General features: G+C 52.2%; 20 protein-coding genes, 1 tRNA gene and 3 pseudogenes. 5 read left to right on the forward strand and 19 right to left on the reverse strand.

The features are described 5' to 3' along the window. Positions 1 to 59 precede the first annotated feature (59 nt). Complete coding sequence (locus tag MHY08_RS07365) at positions 60 to 392, forward strand: helix-turn-helix domain-containing protein (RefSeq protein ID WP_204611306.1); 333 nt, start codon at positions 60 to 62, stop codon at positions 390 to 392. Next, complete coding sequence (locus MHY08_RS07370; protein WP_239236130.1) at positions 385 to 1,137, forward strand: ImmA/IrrE family metallo-endopeptidase; 753 nt, start codon at positions 385 to 387, stop codon at positions 1,135 to 1,137. The genes MHY08_RS07365 and MHY08_RS07370 overlap by 8 nt, the downstream gene beginning before the upstream one ends. A 390-nt stretch (positions 1,138 to 1,527) precedes the next feature. Here MHY08_RS07370 and MHY08_RS07375 read toward each other — a convergent pair whose 3' ends face one another. The 8 genes from MHY08_RS07375 to MHY08_RS07410 form a co-directional block, all read right to left on the reverse strand. Next, a complete protein-coding gene (locus tag MHY08_RS07375; protein ID WP_239236133.1) occupies positions 1,528 to 1,971 on the reverse strand; it encodes a hypothetical protein in 444 nt (147 codons plus the stop codon). Continuing rightward, on the reverse strand, positions 1,968 to 2,456 hold the full coding sequence (locus MHY08_RS07380) for a hypothetical protein (RefSeq protein WP_239236135.1): 489 nt from the start codon (positions 2,454 to 2,456) through the stop codon (positions 1,968 to 1,970). Before MHY08_RS07380 ends, MHY08_RS07375 begins: the two co-directional genes overlap by 4 nt. Positions 2,457 to 2,885: 429 nt before the next feature. After that, entirely contained in the window at positions 2,886 to 3,041 is a 156-nt protein-coding gene (locus MHY08_RS07385) for a hypothetical protein (protein WP_239236138.1), read from the reverse strand. A 366-nt stretch (positions 3,042 to 3,407) separates the two neighbouring features. Next, entirely contained in the window at positions 3,408 to 3,833 is a 426-nt protein-coding gene (locus MHY08_RS07390) for a hypothetical protein (protein WP_239236141.1), read from the reverse strand. 717 nt (positions 3,834 to 4,550) lie between these two features. Next, complete coding sequence (locus tag MHY08_RS07395) at positions 4,551 to 4,895, reverse strand: hypothetical protein (RefSeq protein WP_239236144.1); 345 nt, start codon at positions 4,893 to 4,895, stop codon at positions 4,551 to 4,553. Between the two features lie 357 nt (positions 4,896 to 5,252). After that, the gene (locus MHY08_RS07400) at positions 5,253 to 5,678 is read right to left on the reverse strand and encodes a hypothetical protein (protein ID WP_204611302.1); all 426 of its coding nucleotides are present in this window, start codon (positions 5,676 to 5,678) and stop codon (positions 5,253 to 5,255) included. Positions 5,679 to 6,666: 988 nt separating this feature from the next. Continuing rightward, the gene (locus MHY08_RS07405; RefSeq protein ID WP_239236147.1) at positions 6,667 to 7,620 is read right to left on the reverse strand and encodes a UTP--glucose-1-phosphate uridylyltransferase; all 954 of its coding nucleotides are present in this window, start codon (positions 7,618 to 7,620) and stop codon (positions 6,667 to 6,669) included. Between the two features lie 61 nt (positions 7,621 to 7,681). Beyond that, positions 7,682 to 7,755 (reverse strand) — tRNA-Ile (locus tag MHY08_RS07410). A gap of 252 nt (positions 7,756 to 8,007) precedes the next feature. Here MHY08_RS07410 and wecC point away from each other — a divergent pair. Continuing rightward, positions 8,008 to 9,261 carry a UDP-N-acetyl-D-mannosamine dehydrogenase gene (gene wecC / locus MHY08_RS07415; RefSeq protein WP_204611301.1) on the forward strand — a complete coding sequence of 418 codons (1,254 nt, stop codon included), beginning with the start codon at positions 8,008 to 8,010 and terminating at the stop codon, positions 9,259 to 9,261. 492 nt (positions 9,262 to 9,753) lie between these two features. Here the strand turns inward: wecC and MHY08_RS07420 are convergent, their stop codons facing one another. From MHY08_RS07420 to MHY08_RS07430, 3 genes and pseudogenes are all read right to left on the reverse strand, one after another. Beyond that, entirely contained in the window at positions 9,754 to 11,913 is a 2,160-nt protein-coding gene (locus MHY08_RS07420) for a glycosyltransferase (protein WP_204611300.1), read from the reverse strand. A gap of 8 nt (positions 11,914 to 11,921) precedes the next feature. Then, positions 11,922 to 12,839 (reverse strand): hypothetical protein, encoded by a 918-nt coding sequence (locus MHY08_RS07425; protein WP_204611297.1) that lies wholly within the window; start codon positions 12,837 to 12,839, stop codon positions 11,922 to 11,924. 428 nt (positions 12,840 to 13,267) lie between these two features. Further along, positions 13,268 to 14,414, reverse strand: a pseudogene (locus tag MHY08_RS07430) (IS3 family transposase). A 308-nt stretch (positions 14,415 to 14,722) separates the two neighbouring features. Here MHY08_RS07430 and MHY08_RS07435 point away from each other — a divergent pair. Beyond that, on the forward strand, positions 14,723 to 15,625 hold the full coding sequence (locus tag MHY08_RS07435; RefSeq protein WP_204611295.1) for a hypothetical protein: 903 nt from the start codon (positions 14,723 to 14,725) through the stop codon (positions 15,623 to 15,625). A gap of 782 nt (positions 15,626 to 16,407) precedes the next feature. Here the strand turns inward: MHY08_RS07435 and MHY08_RS11785 are convergent. After that, entirely contained in the window at positions 16,408 to 16,794 is a 387-nt protein-coding gene (locus tag MHY08_RS11785; protein WP_204611294.1) for a DDE-type integrase/transposase/recombinase, read from the reverse strand. Further along, a pseudogene (locus tag MHY08_RS11790) lies at positions 16,774 to 16,902 on the reverse strand (IS3 family transposase); the annotation flags it as partial. The gene MHY08_RS11785 and the pseudogene MHY08_RS11790, both read right to left, overlap by 21 nt. A gap of 409 nt (positions 16,903 to 17,311) precedes the next feature. Here MHY08_RS11790 and MHY08_RS07440 point away from each other — a divergent pair. After that, positions 17,312 to 18,554 (forward strand): annotated as a pseudogene (locus MHY08_RS07440) (IS256 family transposase). A gap of 50 nt (positions 18,555 to 18,604) precedes the next feature. Here MHY08_RS07440 and MHY08_RS07445 read toward each other — a convergent pair. The 6 genes from MHY08_RS07445 to MHY08_RS07470 form a co-directional block, all read right to left on the reverse strand. Then, entirely contained in the window at positions 18,605 to 18,877 is a 273-nt protein-coding gene (locus MHY08_RS07445; protein WP_204611292.1) for a transposase, read from the reverse strand. Positions 18,878 to 19,089: 212 nt separating this feature from the next. Continuing rightward, positions 19,090 to 20,655 (reverse strand): hypothetical protein, encoded by a 1,566-nt coding sequence (locus MHY08_RS07450; RefSeq protein ID WP_239236149.1) that lies wholly within the window; start codon positions 20,653 to 20,655, stop codon positions 19,090 to 19,092. Between the two features lie 58 nt (positions 20,656 to 20,713). Further along, positions 20,714 to 21,073, reverse strand: coding sequence for a hypothetical protein (locus tag MHY08_RS07455; protein ID WP_204611288.1), 360 nt, complete (start codon positions 21,071 to 21,073; stop codon positions 20,714 to 20,716). After that, entirely contained in the window at positions 21,060 to 22,223 is a 1,164-nt protein-coding gene (locus MHY08_RS07460) for a glycosyltransferase family 4 protein (protein WP_204611286.1), read from the reverse strand. The genes MHY08_RS07455 and MHY08_RS07460 overlap by 14 nt, the downstream gene beginning before the upstream one ends. Next, a complete protein-coding gene (locus tag MHY08_RS07465) occupies positions 22,223 to 23,119 on the reverse strand; it encodes an ABC transporter ATP-binding protein (protein WP_204611284.1) in 897 nt (298 codons plus the stop codon). The genes MHY08_RS07460 and MHY08_RS07465 overlap by 1 nt, the downstream gene beginning before the upstream one ends. Beyond that, the gene (locus MHY08_RS07470) at positions 23,109 to 23,948 is read right to left on the reverse strand and encodes an ABC transporter permease (RefSeq protein WP_204611282.1); all 840 of its coding nucleotides are present in this window, start codon (positions 23,946 to 23,948) and stop codon (positions 23,109 to 23,111) included. Before MHY08_RS07470 ends, MHY08_RS07465 begins: the two co-directional genes overlap by 11 nt. Positions 23,949 to 24,150: the final 202 nt, after the last annotated feature.

A 24,150-nucleotide genomic window follows, 5' to 3' on the forward strand; every position in this document is an offset into this window, starting at 1 on the left:
AATCACATTGACTAAATCTTGATTCACGCGTTTAATCGAACCTAACGAGGAGTGCAAACATGAACATACCTACTGATTTTGGAGAGCGCGTTCGTACGCAGCGCCAGCTGCGCGATCTTAACCAGCGAGATCTTGCTGCCATGACCGATGGCATTCTGTCCCAGCCGACTCTTGCCCGCCTGGAGACGGGCACAGCCACGCCAACTCTTCACCACATCATGGCCCTCGCATGGGCTTTGGGCATCGATGCCGCCGAGCTTGTGGATGCCACCCCGCTCTCCCAGCGCGTACGCGTTGCCGCCCGCGGGGACGGCGTTGGCGTGGATACTGCGGCACAGCAGCTGTTGCCTTTCCTTCAACTGCGTGTGAATTTGGACGGCCTCAATGCCTAAATCGAAAAGCCCATCACAGCAAGGCATTGACCTAGCTGCCCGCTTTCGAGAAGACCACCTGCTAGGTACCGAACCGATTGATGACATCAATGGCCTCATGAAGCTGGTCGAGGCGGACTTCATTATCCTCGAATTGCCGAGCGGCTTGGATGCCTTAACTCTTCGCGATCCCACCTCGAGTGCATTAACAGTGGGGATAGGAACGAGCAGTAATCCGTATCGCCAACGGTTCACCGTGGCACACGAAATTGGCCACATCATGGCCGGTGACATCACAGAAGACGGAGCTGCCCTGCTCTGCGATCCAACTCATCCTTCCGAAACGCGCGCGAACACTTTCGCACGGTGCGTGCTCTGCCCTGTGGAGGCACTCCGTACTCTGTCCCAGACTTCGTCCCAGGAGGAGCTCTTATCGGACGTCGTTCAGCGCTTCCAGGTCTCCCCCACTGTGGCAGCAATCCAACTCTGCCAGGCCGGGCTCATTTCGGAGGAGACAAAGGAGGAACTCAGAAGCTACTCCACTAAGCAGCTCGCCTCTCAATTTGGTTGGAAAGCCAACTACGATCACGCTGCCAGGATTTCAAAGTTGCCTCGTGCCTCTGAAAGGCTCGTTGCTGATGCTTACAAGGCCTACGACCAGGGACTCGTTGCTCTCCCTTCGGTTGCCTTCGCCGAACAAGTCAACATCGAGGAAGTACTCGATTCAACGGGTGATTCGCAGCGCCCATCCAACAACGGATCCTAGCCCGGTTAGTAAACATGTCGGTGGTCAAGCCCAACCCGCCCACGGCCTCGTGACGAGCTACCACCAAGGTCTTGACTCGGCTGACCAGGCAGGCGAGTCTCGGCCGTAGCGACTGGACAGGGTGCACCCCGGCCCGTGCCTTGACGGGGCTGGGCGGGAAGCCGACCTTGACGTCATCGGCGCCTGTATCACCAACGGTCGCGGTGGGACAAAAGTCATGGAATCCATCGATAAACGAAACGAATAGGCGGAGTAGCTGGCCCCTATCCCTACGACTGTTAAGGGCATAATGGTGGTGTAATTGGTTGGCTAGTTACATGGAGAAAGCCTCACTGCCTCGGTGATTACAGCTGAGTGCTCGAGCGGTGTCCTATGTTCATTCGCCGCCGACTAGAGCGAGGCTGCCAAGTTCTTCAACTCTTGCTGCTGCTGGGAGTCAAGTTCCTCAACTTCCCACTTCTTGCTAGAGTCCAGCGCTTCAACGACTTGTGCCATCTCAACACTGTCGTGAAGTTCATTCATATCCAGTTGCCAGAAGGTTTTAGCATCATTAGTTGAGACGATAAGCACACAGAGCTTAATACCATCAGGGTCATGAACGGGCAAGCAAACCGGAACAACTACGTGCTCCGCACCAGCTTCGAAGTGGCGACTAGCTGTTTCTCGAACATTAGACGCCAAGGTATCACCCAATGCAGGAATTATAACTGGCATGGATTCAACCCCCAGGCGTTCCATTAGTCGAGCACGCTGACCATCCTCGTTGAGGAAAGAGCGGAATAGCTCTGCGACTGCCATACGTGCACGATACTGTCGCTTCTGGTGCTCGTTCATGGTTTACCTGCCTCCCAACGGTTTAGATAGTCAAATGGGTTGTACAACATTTGATAGTAGTATGTTTGGAACTTCCCGTTGACGACACGGCGCGATTTTTCTGTTTCGCTACCCCCGACAAGCTCCTCGTGAACTTGCCGGTCACAATCATTGCAGTCGATGAAATATTGGTGACTGTGCACGCTACTATGCCATGTGTCAGTGCGTCTGACCTGCCGAAAAGTAGCTTGTTCGCCCTTAAGTTGCTTACACCGTTCATATGCGGCGTGTGCGGGGGTGATGTTAAGCATTAGGGCAAACTGCTCTGTCGCGTTGTCGGCTCCTCGCCACTCTCGGACATGCACGATAGTTCCGAGTTCAGCCATGTCAATGCTGTCCTCGATGATTTCGGCGCTTTCATCAGGGTCCGGATATGGCTCCGCCTTGTCCGGTGACATGCTCATGTCGGCCAGACGGTAGTTCTTCTTGTTGATGTTGGGCGGCACGTCTGGAGAGTTTAGCCCGTCCACCCCTTCTTACTAAAACTAGAATTTCATTTACACCCACCGAACCTTAGGAATTGGAATACGATCAAAAGTGTGACCCGTAAAAGGCTTGGCCGCTACTTGACCTAGCGTCTGCGGCTGTTCAACACCTTAAATCGCGTCTCCCACGTGAATGTTTGCGTCCCTCGACGAAGAGCCAGGCATGGCGGGTGCTTCCCAATTCGTTGTTAGCAGTTCCGCTCGGAGGAACTCAGGATTCGTACTCCTAGCCCCATGATGGGGCAGGCTATGTTTGTCAGCGTTCCCTTCTGCCTTGTAGCAGTGGAACTAGTCGTTGGTTTCGGTAGGGCTCGCTTTTATCCCTGCCTGAAAATGTTCCGGGGTGATGCCGTCGAAGGCAATGACATGCTCCTGACTGCTAATAGGAACCTACCCGTAGAGGTCTTCAATCATTTCGGATGCCAGCAGGAAGCATGCCCGAACACCAGCGATCAAATAGGCCTGATACTCGTTCAACTCGCTAAGAGGTCTAGCATCACCGACGTTTGTTTCATCAGCATGGAAGTTGGCCATTGCTTTCACCACGCTAGGGTGAATTATAAGCGGTCCTCGAGGCTGCCGCTTTTAACAAATTTCGATATCCCTCTTTACTTCTGCCAGCTCACGATGCAGGCGAGTATTCTCAGCCCGAAGATCAGCCCCTCAGCCCCTTCCAAAGCCCCTTGAAGTTCGCAGCTTCACCTCACTAGACCGGCGTGTAATTCTGGCACTGCTGACCCACAATGGACTTCTACTTCCACGGACGCAAGACCCATGAAAGTTGGTTGTCTACTTTACGAGTGGCCTCAAAGGCCTCAATCCATCTCCCGATACCTTGCTCTCAGACCGAAGAATCTCCACCCTAATGCCCGAGATTCCCCCGAACCCCAGCCCCTAGAAAAGTCACCAGCCCTACTCTCCCCCTTCCCTCTTCCTAGCTTCTCTACGCTCACGCCTTCGAGCACGTTTTGCTTTGCGAATGTCGACGACCCAACGCGGAACAAAAGGCCACGGAAGCGGGATCCCGAAACCACCCGTCATCCCGACAGCTCCGATAAAGACAGCTGTCAAGAACACAACCCGCACCACTGAGCCGACAAACTCAGGAGGGTTCACACTTGCGACCAACCCTAGGACACCGCCAGCACCCAGCATTAGCGAGCCGTAAGGATAATAGAAGAGCACGCCATCACTTGCTGCCCCTTCCCAGGCGGGTTCGTCGTACCACTCTTCCGATCTGGGATTCCTGCGCACCTCCAACAAGTAGTAGGCCCAGAAGAGCACCATGACAAGCACCGACCCGATGCAAAAGAGCAAATCGGAAGTATCCGCGTCCATGGATATGGCCTCCTGTGGCTGCTGGTGGCGGTATGGAATAAGACGCTACCAGCGCCCGCTGAGTAAGGCATGAGACTAAACAAAATACGTATGCAGAAAGCACACCGGCCACGGAGAAACTTATAGGCCCAAACATTTGTCGCGCCTGTAGTCCTGCGCCCTTAAGGCCTTTAGCGTGCGCGACTTCCGCAGCATCCGCGCCGCGCAGACGCCCCCGCCTTCGTTCTGCTCACCATCGAGTTCTCTGCCATAGCCTCGCTTGCCGACGCCCCTTTCCACCCCGCCCACAACAACCCAGTACCTTTGAGCCGCAGTCCGCGCCCCGATCGCCCGCGCAGTGGTGCACGATGTAGCCTGGCTGCCGCACGTCGCTTAGCACAGCCTCCCGCATAACCCCCTTCATCAGCACCGGCGGACCGCACCTCCATGAGGCTGCCGCCCTGCGCCCGGAGAGATTCTGGTCCGTAGAGAAGACCAACGCCGGCGAATCGAAACTCCGCAGCCGCAGCCAAGCATTGGCCGCACTGCGGGAGCTCGTTAGAGCCGGGGCATAAAAGGAGCGGGCGCTTAACGACGCCTCCCCCAACCCCTCTATCCCAATCCTTAAACCAAGATTGCCCACATTTCCGCGTCTTCACTCGAGCCCCTAATGGAGTCCCATCCTCGCTACTTCATGGGCAAGGTTTAGGTCGCGGCCAGCGCTGCCTTCTCCGACGTCTAGTTTCGCTCCAGCCGGTAGTTTTCCATAATCACTTCCAAGTCATGGAACAATGCCGGTCCGTACTTCGGGTGACGGAGACCGAATTCGACGCTGCCGGGAATGAAGCCGGGGGGATTGCCAAGATCGTGGCGGATACCATCATGTACCACGACGTGGCCGGGGTGACCCTCGGAGATAAGGAGAGCGATGACGTCGGTAGCCTCAACATCAAAGACGCTATAATTCGACACCTGCGACGGCTCCACATCTACCGCCAACAACGCCGAACCACCGTGCTCTTGGCGCACCCGAATCATCTCACCCATGGCGTCGGTGGGCTCAATGACCCAATCGGGAAACACGACCGTGAAATAGTGCCCATCGGCGTCTAAGATTTCGTCCGCATCCCCTTCTATTCCTTAGCCCCGTACCCATGTCACGCAAGGCCTCGTTTTACATCACGGTGCGCCATTAAAGCCCCATCGAAAGGAGAATTAGGCTCTCCAACATCTGAAATACTCAAACCCGTTGTCTACCACGACTACTGCTCTAGCGGCCCTAATCTACGGATCCATCTCCGTGCTGCTGTACATCACCAAACCAGAGTTTGACCCCAAACGCCTCATACCATCTTCAGCTGCTTTGCTACTGGGCTGGAGAACCTGCAACCAGATAGCGGAGATTTCCAACGAACTTCGCACACACGAAAATAGCCAGGCCTATTCTTCCCTGTCCCTCTTTCTGGCCTGTCTGCGCTCACGCCTTCGAGCACGCTTTGCAGTGCGGATATCGACGACCCAACGCGGCACAAAAGGCCACGGAAGCGGAACCCCGACCGCGTCCGTAAATCCAATGACTCCAATAACGAAAGCTGCCACGAGCGGAACCTTCAGCACCGTGTAGACAAACTCGGGAGGGTTGGCACTTGCGACCAACCCCATGGCGCCGCCAGCGCCCCTAATGAGCGAGCAGTAAGGATAAATAAAAAGGACGCCATCACTTTCTGCGCCTACAAAGTCGACATCGTCGTACCATTTTTCCGATCTAGGTTGCCTCCGCACGCACCTAATGTAGTAGGCCCAGTAGAGCACCATGACAAGCACTAACCCGGCATATACAAGCAACTCAGTAACATCGCCGTCCATAGAATAGGCCTCCCGTGGCTGCTTGGTGCGGTTTGTAATAAGACGCTACCAGCGCCTGCAGGGGTGCGACGTAGGACGAAAACAAAAATATGGCTGCGGGCAATCACCCGACTTCCCCCTGCTCACCATCGGTTCCCGCCGCCGCCTAGCTTGCCGACGCCCGGACCAACCTCAACTTCAACCCCCGCAAACAGCGCCTACCCAGCACTTTGGGCTGAGATTTACGCTCGATGGTGTTGCGATACCTCTACGGTCTACAGTGGAGTGTCACCGGCGTTCATTCAGCATGACTCAGCCTCGGGCCCCTTACGCGGTAGAGCCCCGGCTTCGTACGCACCCGCGGTGAGGACCGTTGCGAACGCCTAGTTGTTCCGTGCGATGGGCACCCCGCTCAGCACAGCCTCCCTCATCACCACCCGCATACGCACCGGCGCACTGCACCTTCATGGGGCTGCCTACCTGCGCCCGGAGAATTTCTGGTCCGTAGAGAGGACAAACACTTGCGACTCGGAATTCCGCAGCCTCAGCGAAGCGTTGACCGCACTACCGGGCTCGTTTGAACTGGGTTATAGAAGGAGCGGGCGCTTAGCGGCGCCTTCCCCGGGCCCCTCTCCCCTAGTCCTGTAGCAAAACGACTGCTCATTTTAATGGTGCCTGCATTACTTTGAGTAACGTGACGAGATACCCTTGTTGCACAGACGAACGGAGGTGAAATCAGCGATCCTGACATCGAGATTGCCCACATTTCCGCGCCGTTATTCGAATCCCTAAAGAAATCCCATTCGCGCAACTTAAAATGAAAAGATGAGCTTTACGGCAAGCTGATGGATGCCAGCGAAGGCGCCATTGATTTCCTTCCCCATCACATGCGGCAAGCATTACTGCAGCACTCAAAACCGATATGGCCAAACCGAAATGAACGAGTCATAGAGAGAACTTCCGAGAGAGAAATGAATGTGTTCTCAGATTAAAATTGTCTGTCTCTATGCTATGAGTGATTAGAAAACTTCTCCTCATACTTCGCCATAATCGCCTTCAAATCTTCGAACAGTCCCGCACCGTACTTCTCGTGGCGCAGGCCAAACTCAACGCTAGCCGGGATGAAACCGGCAGGGTTCCCCAAATCATGACGTATGCCGTCGTGCACTACGACGTGAACGGGTTCGCCATCTTCGATGAGTAGCTCGATAGCATCGGTAAGCTGCAGCTCCCCACCTTTGCCTGGCTTGATTCGGCGGAGGGCATCAAAAATCTTCCGGTCCAACAAATAGCGGCCGGTGGCCACCAAGTTGGAGGGTGCTTCTTCGACCTCAGGTTTTTCGACCATGCCGACAACGCGCTTCACAGCACCGTCGTCTGTGCCGGCGACATCGAATACTCCGTAGTTGGAGACATCCTCCGGTTCCACTTCAACGGCAAGGAGGACGGATCCGCCACATTGCTCGCGGACCGCCATCATTTCTGCAACTGCAGTATTCGGTTCGATGACGTCGTCAGGAAGCATTACTGCAAAGAAGTCCTCATCATCGTCCAAAACAGATTCAGCTAGCCCGACCGCGTGGCCAAGGCCTAAAGGCTTTTCCTGAGGCACGGAGATCGGCTGAACGATTTGAGCAGCTCGCTCAACCTTCAGCGCCTGTTCTTCCTTGCCGCGCTCACGCAAGGTTTTCACCAGCTCAGGAAACTGCTCAAAGTGGCGCATCACTTCTTGTTTTTTCGGCGAAGTAATTATCGCGAGCTTCGTTGCGCCAACCGACGCCGCTTCTTCCGCGATGATCTCAATACCCGGGGTATCCACCACGGGTAGGAGCTCTTTGGGAACAGTCTTCGTAGCCGGAAGGAACCGCGTTCCCATACCTGCAGCGGGGACGACAACGGTTCGAATTCCCGCTGTTTTCGTCATTGATTGAACAGCGATGTCAGTGTGCTCCAAGTTTTCCATACGCTAAACCTACACGTTTAGACCTCGAACAATAGGCAAACGAGGTCAATGAAAGATGTTGTGGGGCCACCGGGGCTCGACCCCGGGACCAGCGGATTATGAGTCCGCGGCTCTAACCGACTGAGCTATAGCCCCCAAACGCCGAGCAAGCCGACGCTTTAAAGACATACTACATCAGGCCATTCGTGGCTAACTCCATTGCCTCGACGTTGCCTTTTCTCCAAGCATCCCCTCCCGAAAGTACATGCTCGGCGGTGTGACCCACTGGACAATTAGTAAGAATAATTTGTTCCCGCCACTTTCTTTGCAAACTAGATCCCGAATCCTCCAAACCTCGTACAATCATAATTAGTTTCAACCCAACCAGTCCCCCTTAGGAGAATATTGATGTCCAGTCTTAATGTGGCGTTCGTCGGCCTTGGCTATATCGGATTGCCCACCGCAGTAGTCATGGCCAACTCTGGGGTGAATGTGGTCGGCGTTGATGTCAATACGGTGAATGTTGAAAAGATCAATCGCGGTGAAGTCACAATCGTCGAGCCAGGTCTGCAGGAAGAACTCACTGCAGCGCTCGAGTCTGGCCGCTTCCGCGCCACCACGGAACAGGTTCACTCTGACGCCTACATCATTGCGGTCCCTACCCCCTTCACCGAAAACTATGACGTCGATATGAAGTACATTTATTCGGCCGCAGAAGCGATCGCTCCTCAGCTGGTCGGTGATGAACTTATCGTCCTCGAGTCCACCTCTCCTCCGCAAACCACTGCAAAGATGGCACAGCGCATCTTGGAGTGCCGACCTGACCTCGTTGCAGATGGTGTTGAGAACCCAGACAACAAGCCGGTTATCTATTTCGCGCACTGCCCTGAGCGCATTCTTCCGGGCTATGCAATGGAAGAGCTGCGTACCAATGACCGAATCATCGGCGGCCAAACCGCTGAGGCTACTCGTCGCGCAATCGAAATCTACGCCACCTTCTGCAAGGGCGAATTGCTTGCTACCAACGACGTAACTGCAGAAATGGCAAAGCTCACCGAGAACTCTTTCCGCGATGTCAATATCGCTTTTGCGAACGAGCTTTCGCTCATCTGCGACAAGCTTGGCATCGACGTATGGGAGCTCATCAACCTCGCCAACCACCACCCACGCGTGGACATCTTGCAGCCTGGCCCGGGTGTCGGTGGCCACTGCATCGCGGTCGATCCGTGGTTCATCGTGGCGGCCGATCCTGAAAACTCCGAGCTCATCCACACCGCACGCAAGGTTAACGACGGCAAGCCAGGTTGGGTCATCAACAAGGTCAAGGATGCAGTCTCCAAGACGGATGCCAAGAAGGTTGCAGTACTCGGCCTCGCTTTCAAGGCCGACATCGATGATCTCCGCGAGTCCCCTGCGCTCAACATTGCGGTTGATCTCGCAGAGGAACTCGAAAACAAAACCATCTTCGCCGTTGAGCCAAATGTTTCTGAACTCCCCAAGCGACTGAAAGGCTTCGATAACGTCGAGCTCAAAGAATACAAAGAGGCAATCGCGACCTCCGAGGTTGTCGTCCTTCTGGTCGATCACAAGGAATTCCGTGAGTTTGACGCCTCAGGTCTAGAAAACAAGGTTCTCGTCGACACCAAGGGATTGTGGAAGTAGCACCCGAAAGGAAGAAACTGGAACATTTCGACTGACGATTAGTTTCGCAAACAGGCAGCGACAGTTTTGTCGTTGCCTTAGCACACAATCCGTATATTTAATGTAGCCCCTCGGTAATAACGCTTAGCGAGCGTTTTCTGCGTTAGTAGATATTGTTGCCGTTTCGGCGTAGTTGGTAGGGGCAATCCGCGTAGTTGGTAGGGGTTTTCCGGATAGGTGGTAGGGCTCCCCGAATCAGCTGCACATCGCAGATAACAACAGCGATGTTAAACTCGAATTAATAAAGCAATGATGCAGCGCAGCCTACGGGCATGCTGGCTACCGATCGTTGCACCTGCGCTCAGAGAAACCCTGCGCTCCGCGCGTAATACTAGGGTGACCAATGCAAAGGCGTCTGGGTAGCGCTCACACGGCGGGTCTACGAAAGAAAACAATTCCAAGTCCGGGGCAACCCGAATAGTTACCCCGGACTTGGTTAAGAAATAAGAACGGCTAGGAGACTTCTAATGAGAGAATCTCTTCCCACATCGGCATCAAAACCGTTGGGTCCCAGCGAAGAACTGACTCGCGAGCTTCTTCGCCTAAGCTTTCAAAGACCTTTAGGTCTCGACACTTCAGAATTTTCTCTACAGCGGCATCCAAATCAGGCGATAAGAATTGAGAGCCAAAAATTTCTTCTACGCCAGGCCTTGACCAGAAGATAGGAACTGACCTTGCTGACATGCCCTCGGCGGGTGCCATGTGGAAGCTCTCGACTTCACTTGGAGACAAGATGAAGCCGATTGAACGCTGCCACGATGCTATATCTGCTCCAAACGGATCGAATACAACGTGCTGTCTCAGCTTTGTAGAACCGGCAATCCGCTTAAAGAATTCCAAGTACAGCTGCTTCTGCACTGCTTTGTTCCATTCATAAGGATATTCCCATGGCATTCTGCCTTTGAAACGCAGCGTGTATCGGTCATCTTCTTCAAGCAGACGTTCCAATAAGTCAAGCGCTCGATCCGGACGTTTGTGCCAAGGGACCATCCCGACAAAGCCCAAGGTAAACCGCGCGTTGGGCAATTTCGGACGATTAAAGTCTGAAGAATCCACCGCGTTTGGAATAACGAAGCATTGTTCAGGCTTAAGCGGTAACTGCTCAAGAGCCATACGCCGGTACAACTCTGAAACAAAAATCATCGCATCCACATTGTCCCAATCGATGTCCGACATCCAGGGGCCATCGAGCTCAAAACGGTGCAACCTGGACACGAGCTTCTTGCCCTTAGGTTTGTTGTGCGAATACCAGGCGAGTGATGGCCCCGCCCATTCGCAAAAAATCGTGTCGGCGCGCCGAGCCAAGCGCTTGCTTTCGTTGGCATCATGCTTGTGGAGGGTTTCCCAGTGATCTAAATTAACCTCAAAAGATGGACTTCTAGAAAGATGGTCCATCAGCTCACCCATGAACTTCATATCATGAGAGGCAATAAGGACTCGGTTCACCGAGCCATCACCCGGTTTTTCATCTTGAAGGACCCCAGCGCGTTGAAACACGCCCTCGAGTCTTTCTGCTGCACTTGCCATCGAATACTCTTTTGCAACGCGGTGCGCAACTAAGCGTGCTTCATGCACTCGATCGAGATTTGAGGCAATAACCTTGGCAACTTCGCAAACTGAATCCGTTCCCGAGACAAAGAACGGATAATCTTCTCCGAACAGCGCTAAGTGGTCCTGGGTTTTGTTTATCACGGGCACTACCCCAACCGCTCCGTACTCTAGCGCCTTCGTTGAGAGCTCCAAGCTCGAATCCAACTCCGAGCTACGCCATCCTAACCCAAGGGTGGAAAATTTCATTTTCTCAATCGATTCGTCCCGTGAAAGTGCTCCTAGCCAATTTACTCGCGATGCTGGGTCGGCATCTGCCTGGCGAATCGCTTCCTGCATACGTGGAAGCCACGAGGGGTCTGTTTTCGACCGATTATATTTATCACCAATAACGGTAAGCTTCGACTCCACGCCGAGCGCCTCTAAACTCTGCGGAATTCCTAGCATCTCAAGAGTCTTCCACCCCTCAGCGAATTTACCCGAATAGATAAGTCCCAGCTCGGAAGGTGCAACAGTTGAATTAACATCAAGTTCGATGAAAGCAGAATCCGGAATCATAGGAGACATAATCTCAACCTTGCCAGCGGCTTGAGGCGTAATGGCCTCCAGATATGAACGCGCAGCATCTGTTTGTGCAAAAAGCCTTCGGCAACGAGCCGCGATACGCTCAAGGCGATTCCGGTTGTTATCTGAAAGGCGTGTTGGCGGGAAAGGAACATCTGTAATGTACGCCCAGGTCAATCCCGCTATGCGGGATTTCATCGCAAAATCATTGCAAGCTGCGAAGCCTCGTACGACAACCGCATTCAGCCCAACACTGTTGTTTAGTTTTTCGACTGCCGACGCTGCTTCTTTCGTAGAAAGCTCCGCGTTGGGCTCGTGCACCACCACATTTTCAAGGTCATCGAGCGAGGTAATCAACCGCCGGTTTTCAAGCGGCATTTTCAGCTGCAAGTGCACCTCGTCAAAAATCCGACTCAAAACGGTTGAAATCGACATTAGCCAAATAGATGAGCCATCGATCACGTTCGGGCTGATATCGCCATAAATCGCTACTTTGGACATGTTAGTTCTTAAACCTCACTTCGTTTGATGCATGCGGTCAGTATCGGAGAATAAACGTCATTCTCCCAACGAAGATCACTTGTCCCATTCGAAACAACGACGTCCGCCATTTCACGCAATGTTCCATTGAAATGACCGGGAACATCGTCTTCGATAACTATTACGACGGTACCCAACTGTTTCTGGGCTTTTAAAAGATCCATCAATAACAAGAAGTTTGCGGTGCCGGCAGAAGTAAGCACACCTGCCCATGCTCCGGTCTTAAGCTCTCTCTCGTCAATGAGGATGTAAGCTACCTCAGGATCTGGTTCCAAAGTTCCATAGCCAGGCATAATCAGAGAAACATCGGCCAAAGGTCGAACAGCCTCAAAAAGTTGTCCAGACGTGAGCATTCGGACCTGTCGGTCCTCGTTTTCAAGAGGTTCCCTCATCAAATAACGGAAAGCACGGCCTGGATCATCGCCCATCACTTGATCTGCAGCGAATCGCCCTGCAGCCCCCGCTAATGGCCGACCTTGGATATCGATCGCTGGGATTCCGCTAGGTGCAAAGGCTGATATTGTTCTTGGGGTTTTCAGCTCAGCTGACGATGCCGCACTTTTGTCCGACTCCGAGTTTCCCTTGTTTTGCTCAGTGTGCGGGGGCGCGGATCGAAGTTGTTCAGAAAATGGATCTTGCTGGTATTGTCGCCACCCGGAAGAGCTTATATCCCGAGCCAGGCCGCGAAACTCTCCTGCCAACATTTTCGCCCACGTTACGAAGACCGCACCCCAAAAGAAACAAAGCACGAGAGCCAAAACTCCAAACAACTTCTTGAGAACGTCTACTGGCGCAATTATCGAAAGAATCCCCAGTAAACAGGCCGCCATCAAAAGGCAGATCTGAGCCTTGCCACTCGTAAAGCGTTTTAACTGACGTCTATTCATTTTTCTCCATTTCCGACCACAACAAGGGTTACCCAACTTTCAGTCCCGTAAAATACCGGTTTTGCACTGTGATAGCCGTCAAACAGCGTGCTGCTCCGGTTAAATTCTGCCCGTAAGAGTCTATCAGTTGACTGAATTCACGGCATCACTTGAGACGCCCACCTCGCAAAATATCGCACTTTACAAGCTTTTAGCCATTCCATGGATTAATTACAGTAAAGGAGAATCCAAAACAACTGGCCTTCTACTGATCGAGCGTTCTAGCTGCTAGACAGATTTTCCAGGGGCATACGACCCATATAAAGTTTATGCCTTGCTGTTAGTACTCTCTTCAAACGGATATACGCCTCGCAAAGATAAGTGGGGCCCGACCGCCAGAAAGTAGACACCTTGGGGTGAACAAAATGTAGGCGTAAGCCTATCACTCTTTATGCGGTTTGCGATTCAAACTCATCGGGAGTTTGATATCCGCACCAAGTGTGTCGGCGGTAAGCGTTGTAGCGCACGCACCAGCGAAAGACATTCCTACGGCAGATCAGCTGGTTGGCAAACGTCTTCGTATCATTGAGGATCTCTCACTTCAACGCTGTGTTAAACGATTCAGCGAGCGAATTACCCGCGCTGGTTCCCACCGCGCCCATCAACTAGGTAACGCCTAAGCGCCTGTATGTTGCTTGGATCTGCGATGAGGTGTAGACGCTTCCGTGATCTGAGTGGAAAATCGCACCGTCAAAAACTCCTCGCAGGTGGGAAGCGTTTTCGAGGGCTTCTTCTACCAGTTCGGTATGCATGTGAGCTGCGATAGCAAACCCAATGAGTTTGCGGGAGAAACAATCAATAGCTCTTGCCAAGTACATGTTCGTTCCGTCGGCGATCAGCAGATACGTAATGTCGCCGACAAGTACACGATTCGGAGCGCAGGCGGTGAAGTCACGGTTCACCAAGACTGCGAACACGCGCCGGCCTTTGTCGCGCGCAGTGGTCTTGATCCTGCGCTTCTTCTAAAATTCGAACCGGTTCTAGGCCCGCATCATGCGGGCCACCTTTTGCGATTGATCCGCTTGGCTGGGGTTGTAGCACCGTCGCGACGTGTGGGGTCGTTGAGTTCGGCAGTGATGCGACGAGCGCCCCAGGCGCCGTTTTCAGCGTCGAAAGTGGCCTGGATCTCAGCTGCCACCAGAGCATCATCTAAAAGGCGCTGGCGACGACGTGGAGCCGAATGCTTCCACTTGTAGTACGAAGACCGGTTAAGGTTTAGAACTTCGCACATCCGCTTAACCGAGTAGTCGGGGATATGGTCACAGGCGAACTGGAAGCGGATCACCAAGTCGGCTCTTCCGCAAAATACTTCGCGGCCGTGCGCAGAATTTCACGCTCTTCACTAAGCCGCTTGTATTCGCGCTCTAGCTGGCGAATTCGCTCCGCATCAGCAAGCTTAGCTGCCGGTGACGAGTCTGCATCATTAGTGGCAACGTTGGTACCAATCTGCTTGTACCAATATCCCAGGGTCGAGCGATTGATCCCGAGCTCTTCTGCGACTTTGCCCATCGAAGCATCTGGGCTCGCCTCGAACATCGCGACGGCGTCGCGCTGGAACTGTTCCGTGTAAACCTTGACGCGGGCATGGTGGTAGATTACCTTCTTTCCCAACCACACTGGCTGGAATCCGAGGTGTCTACCTAACGGGGTCAGGTCCGTTTTTCACCGGAAATAGATCCAGCGGAAACGACAGATGTCTTGGGCGATAAACATATATCGTGGGTCACGCGGGTTCGGCGAATGCCTGGTGGAGTCAACGAAAGTAAGAGATTTTTAAGTCGAGTGGAGCCAATCTATGATGAAAACAACAACTCCAATCTGCCTTCCCGGAAGGAACGACCGCTATGGCTGAACCATTCCAGCGTCCAAGAGACATTAAGCGTTGGCGCGTTTCCAAGTACTACGCATCCATTCAAGACTTCGTTGAGCTCCCCCTCTCTGATGGACTACATACAATTGAGCACAAAGGACGCCAACTTGACCTCTTGATTAAGGATCGGAAGTCCGATACCACGCTCATCGTCTTTCATGGAGCCCTATCACCGCGCCAACGGACAATCCCTTGTTTGCAAGGCAACGCTCTCTCAGAGGCTGCAGGAGTAAACTTAATTGCTTGCGCAGATCCATCCCTCGACCAAGGAGCAATTTCGTGTGCTTGGTTCCTCGGAGACAAGGACTTTGGCCCCCTACCAAATCTCCTCGCCCCGATTCTCCACCACTGTCTAAGCCAACTTTCAAGCTCCCACACGATTCTTTTCGGAGGCTCCGGCGGCGGATATGCAGCCACGAATTTCGGCTCGCTTTTCCCTGACTCCATCGTTCTCGCGATGAACCCTCGCCTGAACTTTGATGCGTCTCCAAAGTCGACATTGGATCGATACCTCCGAATTTGCCATAGGGTTCAAGGTAGAACACCGGCAATGCGCGTTAAGTCCAGTTTCGTAAATACCAATCTGTCAGATGTTGTCAACGCAGGACAGAACTTCGATCTCTTGGTTCTTCAAAACGGGAACGACCAGAGCTTCCTCAACCATCAACTAAAGCCATTCATTGAAGAACTCGACGACACATCTAGGGTATGGATATCACTATTTGATGGACCGGCTGGACATGCACCAAGCCCCAAAGAAGAAATCGCAGCAATAATAGAAAATGTTAAGTCCTCGACCATTGGATCTGCGGAGGAACAAAAATACAAAAAAGCCGGCTTTGCTCCCGCATCTGAAGTTGCTAAGCAATGGGATTGATTGTTAGCCGCTCCCCTGCGGAGTAACTAGCCATGCTTGTGCAGAACTCAAGCGTTCGCTCAGGTCCCGATTTTCCTGACTAAGCACCAGCGCTGTGTCGACTGTGCTAATCAACAGTCCCAACAAGTCATGCTGCCTAAAGAGGCTTAACAAGCCAATACATTAGGCCGAGGCCTTTAACCTGAATACTCAGCATCCCCACTCGGCTATTTTCTTTTCAAGGGATTCACTCGCGGAATATCGCATGAGAGTCAATTCTGAAACCAATTACTAAATTGTCGAAAGGCTATCATCAACCAACATCCGTTTCGGGAACAGGAACATTTCACTTCTCTTCCACGCACAAACACCTGCCCACGCGGAGAGTCTGAGCTCGGTACTCGAGACGACTTCATTGACGAACACCGAAAATCTCGGAAAATAACCATCACTTGGATGTCACTTTCCCGAAGTGCACGCAACCTACTGAATCGGCCTAGGTTTGTGGCGGGCGGTGTTTAAGCCGCTTGGGCTTCGGTCGTGTCCATTTTAGGATGATTGTGATAGTAGCAGGCCTCGTATTCGATCGGTGGGACGTAGTCGATGGAGCCGTGGAGGCGTTCGGATGTTGTACCAGTTGACCCACTCAGCGGGGCCCGTTCAACCTCTTTCCAGGTGGCGAACGTTCGCATCCTGGAATGGTCGATCTCCCCGCTCTTAAACAGCCCGATAGTGGACTCCATGAGCCCGTTATCGTAGGCATCACCGACGGTGCCAATAGAGACCCGGTAATGCCTTCGCGCTCAATCAATGTACGCAGTTGAAAGCTGGTGTACTGAAAGCCGGCATCCGAGTGGTGGATGATGCCCCACAGCACTAAACTTCGCGTCGTAGCGGTTTTGAACGCTCAAGGCCTGCCGCAGCGCATTCAGGACGAAATCAGACTGTTTGGTCCGTGACACTGTGCATCCAAGGATCCTCCTGGAATGGACGTCGGTGATGACTGTAACGTAGCACAAGCCCTGGTGGGTATATACGTAGGTAAAATCCGCCACCCACCACTGATTCGGATGAGTAACGCTATTCCAAGCGGCTTTGCAGCAGTCAGCACAGCGCGGGCCACTGGGATGGGACTGCGTCGTTCGGATCGCCGTGCACCGCAGTACTTTCTGGATGCCAAGGATTTTCATCAACCTTCCTACCAGGTCGCGGCCTATGGCCCAGCTTTCCCGCAGGGCAGCCTTCCACAGCTTCCTGCGCCCGTAGACGTCCCCCCTATGGCGAGCCCGGATATCGTAGAGCCTTTGTGCTGCATATGCGTCTTCTCATTCGGGGTCAGTCGGACCACAAGCCCGGCTGCGATAGCGGCGATCCGTCGACTCCAAAATGCCCGTATTGGTTTGGTCGCCGCGCACGATCCGGCACATCCGCTCGACGGAATAGTGGTGCCGGTACCTGTCGATAAATGCGACGACTATTTTAGTGTGCGGTCGAGCTCCGCCTGGGCGAAAAAGCTGAGGCCAACTTGAAGGATCTCGTTTGCTTCTTTGAGCTGGCGATTCTCCTTGCACAGTTCGGAAGGGTTGTGTCCTTTTGTGTGGTGTATCTGTAACCCGCGGTGAGCCTTGTGCCGGTGCGCATACAGGCGACCATCGCGGGCACCTTTCGAATCAATTCCTACATCTCCTCGAAAGGAAGAAACCCACGATGGCCGCTGATTTCAATCACATCGACCCGACTGGCTCTATCGAAGAACTTCTGGCGCAGGCCTTTCCAGACTTGATGCGCTAGATGTTGACGGATTTCATCAATCAGGTACTGTCCGCTCAAGCAGATTCGGTGTGTGGTGCCGAGTACGCCACGGTCTCGCCAGATCGGATTAACAAGCGCAATGGGTATCGCCACCGCAGGCTTGATACCCGTGTTGGCTCCATTGACGTAGCCGTTTCAAAACTTCGTACTGGGGCGTTCTTCCCAGACTGGTTACTCGAGCGTCGGAGCCGGACAGAACGCGCCTTGACCACAGTCATCGCCACCTGTTATCTGAAGGGGGTGTCCACCCGCAGAATGAATGATCTGGTGGCTACTGTCGGGATTAATAACCTGTTGAAGTCATAAGACAGTAAGATGACCACCGACCTGGACGAAATAATTGCAGACTTTTGTACCCGGCCCTTGGACCAGGCCCCTACTACTACATCTCGTGCGAGGCGCTAACTATCAAAGTCCGCGAGGGCGGGCGCGTTGCTAAAACCAGCGTGCTGCTAGCAACCGGCGTCAACGCTGATGGCTACCGGGAGTTGTTGGGCATGCAGGTCGCCACGGCTGAGCCCACTGCCTTTTGGACTGAATTCTTCCGCGGCTTAATCGCCCGTGGCCTGACCGGGGTTTTCCTCGTCACCAGTGATGCACATCGTGGTTTCCAAGCAGCCGTTGGTGACTGCTTAGCGCAGGCGAGTTGGCAGCGGTGCCGGTCCCACTTCGCGAAGAACCTTTCCTCGCAGGTGCCGAAAACACAATGGCCGACGCTATCGGCGATGTTTCACACTAGCTTCCATCAGCCCGACGCTGACAGTGTCTGGGCTCAGGCCCGTGAGGTTGTAGAGTTCTGTGGGCAGAAGTGTCCTCATGTGGCCGACTACCTGGAGGAATCACTCGATGAGCTGTTAGCTTTTACTACTGCACCGAAACCGGTATGGACCAAGATGTGGTCCAATAACCTCACCGGAACGGCTCAGCCGAGAAATCCGACGTCGCCCCGACGTCGTCGGGATCTTTCCAAACCGTGAGGCCGTCATCCGGCTGGTCGGGGCCGTCCTTGCGGAACAACACGATGAGTGGATCCAGCAAACGCTACATGTCGCTGACCAGCCTGACTCAGACCAAGGAAATCATCGATGCCAACCTCGTCGACGACACTCCCACCGACAGCAAGGAGATCGCCGCCTAATGCTTAACCAACCCCGCTCTCGAGATGGCCCCAAGCACCCACCCCCGAAATTAACCACATACTCGAAAGCCAGATACACCACTTCCCAGGACTTGACCTTGGGCAACCTCCGCGTCTTTTTCCTGCTCGGATTCCGCCATTGCCTGCGCATTTGTGGCCTCAGCTTTGCGGATCCAATTGTGCAGTGTGACTGGGTTGATATCCAGCATCCCGCCGATCTTTCGGCGTGCACCGGACTTCGTGGCACCATCTTCGGCCACAGCCTCGTAGTACAAGCGCAGCGCGCGCTCACGGGTCTCCTGATCGTACCTCGCAACAGTCATGGGCCAAGTATCTCCTATGTAAGTCCATGCCCGTCACAAACCCAGTACCCTCCAGATAGAGGATCATCGACCAAGCGACTTGAGGCTCTTATCCCGCGCTGGTCATTTGCCACAATCAGTTGCATAAACAAATGCTTTGTATTGTCAGGCCCAGTTTTCTTACGACTGCACTCACAGCTCAGATTCGAGATTCGTCAGGGATTTTTCTGCTGCTATTTACCCAGAGTCGCCTTATAAAAACGGCGGAGGCACCGCGCGAAATATCCACCCCATCGATGACGTTCCATCTGCTTTAGCGTTCGCCTTGCAAAGGCCTTTGCTCTCCCTTTAGCATTGCTTGGATTACCGCCACTGCCCACAGGTGTTACGCCTGTCGTTAAGTTGCAATTGTCCAACTTGTTGTAAGCTTCAAGTTCCCCATCACTGCTGCCGAGCGTGTCATCACTAGAAACACGAGAGGAACGACGCAAATACTCGGCCACGCAAATCTCTATCGCATCGCTTAATCTTTCTTTCGCTTCAGGATCAACGACAAAATGAAGTCGCGGTCCTTCGACATACCATACGACCTTGTCTGTGATTTGAACATCCTCCGGAGGAACCATCCGGGGACCAATCACAATTGAACGATAGTTCGGGTTCGGAGCTTGGGAAGTGGATATACTCTTGACGAATACAGGAAAAACACTAGAATACCAATGCGATTTCGCGACCGAAAAACATCTCTGAGCAGGGTCTTTTAGTGCAATTTTACCGCCTACAATATCGCGAAGTAAACACTTAAATTCCGTCATTGACTCAGCGAACAGCGGATAATCGCTACCAAATATCCGTTTATGAGCTGCTGTAGGATTGAGAATTACCGGTTTACCCAGCGAGCCATATTCAAGCACTTTTGATGAAAGCTCTGTACTATCATTCAAGCTAGGACGTCGCCAACTCAAGCCGACATCGCAGTTCATAATCAGCTTCCGAGACCATTCTCGGGGTAGGGCTCCGTACCACTTCAGCCCGGGTAAGGACTTCATCAGGTATTTCGTGTTTTCAACAAAATACGGATCTTCGCCAGCAGCCCGAAATTGATCCCCTGCGACTCTCATTTGAATGGGGAGTTTCTCGCCAACGACTAGCGCTTTAACCGCCGCAAACATTCGGTCGGTATTCCACTGATAAAAGAATTTTCCTGCATAAGCTAACTTTAAAGAGGTAGTACTCGGCTGATATAGCTCTTCGAAGGACCTTGGAGAATCAGGAATATGGGGTGGCAAAAGGCCTACAGCAGTACTCGATACGTTAGGCACAAGCTCAAACAACCGCTTTCGCATCTCCTCTGTTTGCAAAAGTAATGTCACATTCTCTTTAGCCAATCTTCCAATAAATCGAATAACATCTATAGACGGTGACTCAGTCAAACTGGCAACCCCAGTCAGATAAACATTAAGTTTCCGGCGAAGTTCTTGATGTCGTTCCGCTATCCAGTAGCCAACTTCCGTATCTCGCACGAAAATCATGTTTGCGTCTACTTCATCCGAAACCTTCGCGACAAAATCCGCGTATTTGACCCTCGAGAGCGATTCTCCAGTATCGCATTCCGCGAACCGTGCTAGCGGCGAGCCATCACCCGGAGAAATCACTTTAACATTATCAAAATGACAAAGTTCATCGGTAACAAACGAACGGGTAATCGGCTTAGCAGAAAGCAGGAAAACCTCGATCCACGGCTGGTGCGCGCACATCGCCGTCAATCCTGCGAGGAAAAACGCCGAGCCGTCGGTCACGTTCAAGTTAATGAATCCGGAAATAACGTACCTCTGCCTGCTAAAGCTTGAGGATCGACTATATTTTTGCATCAATTTCCACCTCACTTGCATCAAGAACGTCGCCGGCAGGCGAAAACAAGTTGACGACCACGCAATCCGCTTCCGCTCTTAGTTGAACAGTGTTGGAATAAGAATACTGTTTCTCAATTAGCTTCCCCCCAGAAAGCTGTAGAAATTCTACTAATGGGCTGTCCCCCACAAAAAGACAGACAAGTGCCGGCTCGGGATCCGAGATTTTGCGTATCTCTTTTATCCGAGCAGAAACAACCGGTTTGCACGGCCCTTTTGCGGATGACGCCATTCCTGCATAAAGGTAACCTAAAGTTGCTTCAAGCTCACGGTATCGAAGCTCCCACTGACCACTATCCTGCTTCATGATGCCTCACCAGATTCTTAATTAAAGCGATTTCTTCACCAATGGTCGCATTCCATCCGCACTTGCGTTGAATCGAGGTGGACGCACTCTCCGACAGCTTCAAAAATAGCTCAGGATCGAAATATAGCTCTTCAATCAGATCTGCTATTTCCAACGAAGACTCTGGCGATGCCAATAGGCCGCTGGCACGCTGCTCAACAAATTCTGGGATCGCTGCGATTTCCGTTGAAACTGGAACCATTCCGGAACTCATCGCCTCGCACATTGACACACCTTGCGAATCGAACCTTGTCGGCGCCAGAAACACACCATGTTCTTGATGCAATTTGCTTATCGCCTGCTGCGTTTGGAATTTCCGAATCAATTTAACATTTTTCATATTTTTTATTGGCTTAACAGTTTCCGCGAACAAATCACCGTCACCGCACAAAGTGAACGTAAGACGTTCGAAAAACGGTCGCTTCGAAAGCTCTAATATGGCTCCCACCGTTACGTCGTTTGCATATTTACGTGATGCAAACGGGCGTATCGAGAGGATACGAAAGCGATGCTCAGGCTTCTTTGCATTGAACCGAAATATATCTCCATCTACAAAATTAGGAATTACTGGGCTACCAGCTAGGTCCAAGTCGTTGTCGGGCTCAACGACCATGTCCCGGAACCAACGAGAAACATTTACCATAGTTATGTCTAAATTAGATTCAGCACCTAGACGATGCATAAAAGAATTCTGTTCTTTATAATAACTATCGCGTTTAGCCAACAGCGCCGCTGCTGATTCAGGTCCATCAACAAAATTGAACCACCTCCGATGCCAAGCTTCGGCTTCGAAACCGTGGATCCAAATAATCACGGGGCAATCCACGTTGGCCCGCTCGAGAGGAAGCACTCGTGATGGTTCCGCAAAGTGGACCAAACACGCATCAAATCTTGAGTTTCGCACGAACTGTTCTAGTGCTTCATCATTGCCAACTCTTACCTGCACTCCATCAAAATAGTACGTATATGGATGTGTTATCGGTTGATGATTATAGAATACGGAGACGCTTATGCCCATCGACTGATACCCCTTGACACGTCGATGAATAAAGCCGTTTCGATACAGGTTTCCTTCGCTTGGGTAAGCGTTGCAAATAACCAAAATCCGCATTAGGAATCCTCCCGAGACTGGCGATTGTTTCTCCTCAAGTGTCTCCTCTTCCGTGAGCTTGAAGGTGATGCGTCCAGAAACCTTGCGACTTCGTCATCAAAAAGTATCTTTGGTGGTTTGTAGTCACGCCTGCAACGCGCCATTAATTCTTCGGCTCGTTCGTTCTCACCTCGTGACCGCATTTTGCTCCATTTGACATAAAGATCTGACGTCTCCTCCGCTGATGAATCCATGATGACTTGGCCCTCATGTATCCAAAGCGCACGACTGCAGTATTTCTTAATTGTTCCTGCACCATGGGACACGATAAACACCGTTCCTGCCTCATCTAAGAAGCTATTCATCCTCTCTTGCGCCCGATCCGCGAAAGCAGAATCTCCTGTTGATAGAGCCTCATCAACTAGGAGTATCTCTCGTCGCACGGCAGTGGAGACAGCAAACACCAGGCGTGCTCGCATGCCTGACGAGTACGTCTTTAGTGGCCGATCTACCGCATCAGTTATTTCCGCAAACTCTGCAACCTCCCCCTCAATTTGTTCCACCTCGCCTGGAGAAAGTCCCATCGCAAAAAGTCCCAAGCGGATGTTGTCGCGTCCTGTTAGCTTCCCCTGCAAGGCAGATGAGACACCAAGGAGCGTTGGAGTTGATGAAACAAATATCTCGCCTTGTGATGGTGACTCTGCACCAGATATAAGCTTGAACAAGGTTGATTTACCCGCTCCATTTCGACCAACAACGCCAATCGACTCGCCGGCTTCGGAAACGAATGAAATATCTTTCAATGCCTCAACGCCCCGATCCGATTTTTTCTTAAAAAGGAGATGCTGAGAGCCCCGCGACGTAAGCGGATAAGTTTTTGAGACATGCCGAGCAACAACAGTAGTTTTATTTTGCATTTGCATACCTTTCCTCAGCACTCCAAAAATAGACCAGCCCCAATGCAAAGACGATAAAAGAAACGGCTACGAGGTAAAGCAAGGACTGCATCTCCGGCCATGCCCCATCAAGAACAATCGTTCGAATTACGTGAAGAAATTGGTAGAAAGGGTTAGCGAGCATGACCTCACGCAAGACTGGAACCTTTGCAAATCGGTCGACGTCATAAAATACACCCGATAGAAAAAAGAGACCTCTTTGCAATGTAGAAATTATTTGCCTAAGGTCTGGAACAAAAGCAGTGGCACGTGCAGTGAACAAAGTTAACCCGCAAGCAAAGACGTGCAGCAATACAAAAATGGGAATCAAAAGAAGATATGATGCCCCAATCGAGATATGCGGCTGAAAGACTAGCGCCCCCAAAATAGCAACGAGGGCAGGAGCAACATCGTCAATAACTTGCTTCACGGCAACCGAAAACACGAGACATACACGCGGAAACGAAAACGCACCGATTAAGCTCCTACTTCCTTGAATAACACCGTTTCCTTGGGTTAATCCGCGGCCCATCATTCCGAAGAAAATGACACCAATCATGATAAAGCCGATATAGTTATCCATCCCTCGGCTCACGTGCAAGATGAAACCGAAAACGACCACATAAATTGTGACCTGCAAAAGTGGATTCAAGAAAATCCATGCACGGCCGAGATAAGTGCCGTCTCCCGCTCTCAACGATTTTCCCCTCGCGTTTGCAAAGATGAAATGCCGTTTGGCCCAAGTTTGCTGGCAATAGTCAATAAAGGATGGTCGAGCTCTTAGACTAAATAAACCAGAACGATCAACCATTCTGAGGCTTGAAGTCCCTCGTCTCTGGGGTTTCTGTGATCTACTTTGATCCGCCATTGTTCCATTCTAACTTTCCTGTGCCTTAGCCGTCCGAAGCCCGACTGTATTTAGGCTTTATTTGGAATAATTATGCAACGCGTAGTTACCTAACTCCACGTTCTGACTCTCTGTCCTAGGCTCTGCTGACGCTTCGAACCGGATC

This window comes from Corynebacterium sp. ACRPJ (genome assembly GCF_022347345.1).
In the GTDB taxonomy this organism is placed as follows: domain Bacteria; phylum Actinomycetota; class Actinomycetes; order Mycobacteriales; family Mycobacteriaceae; genus Corynebacterium; species Corynebacterium tuberculostearicum_D.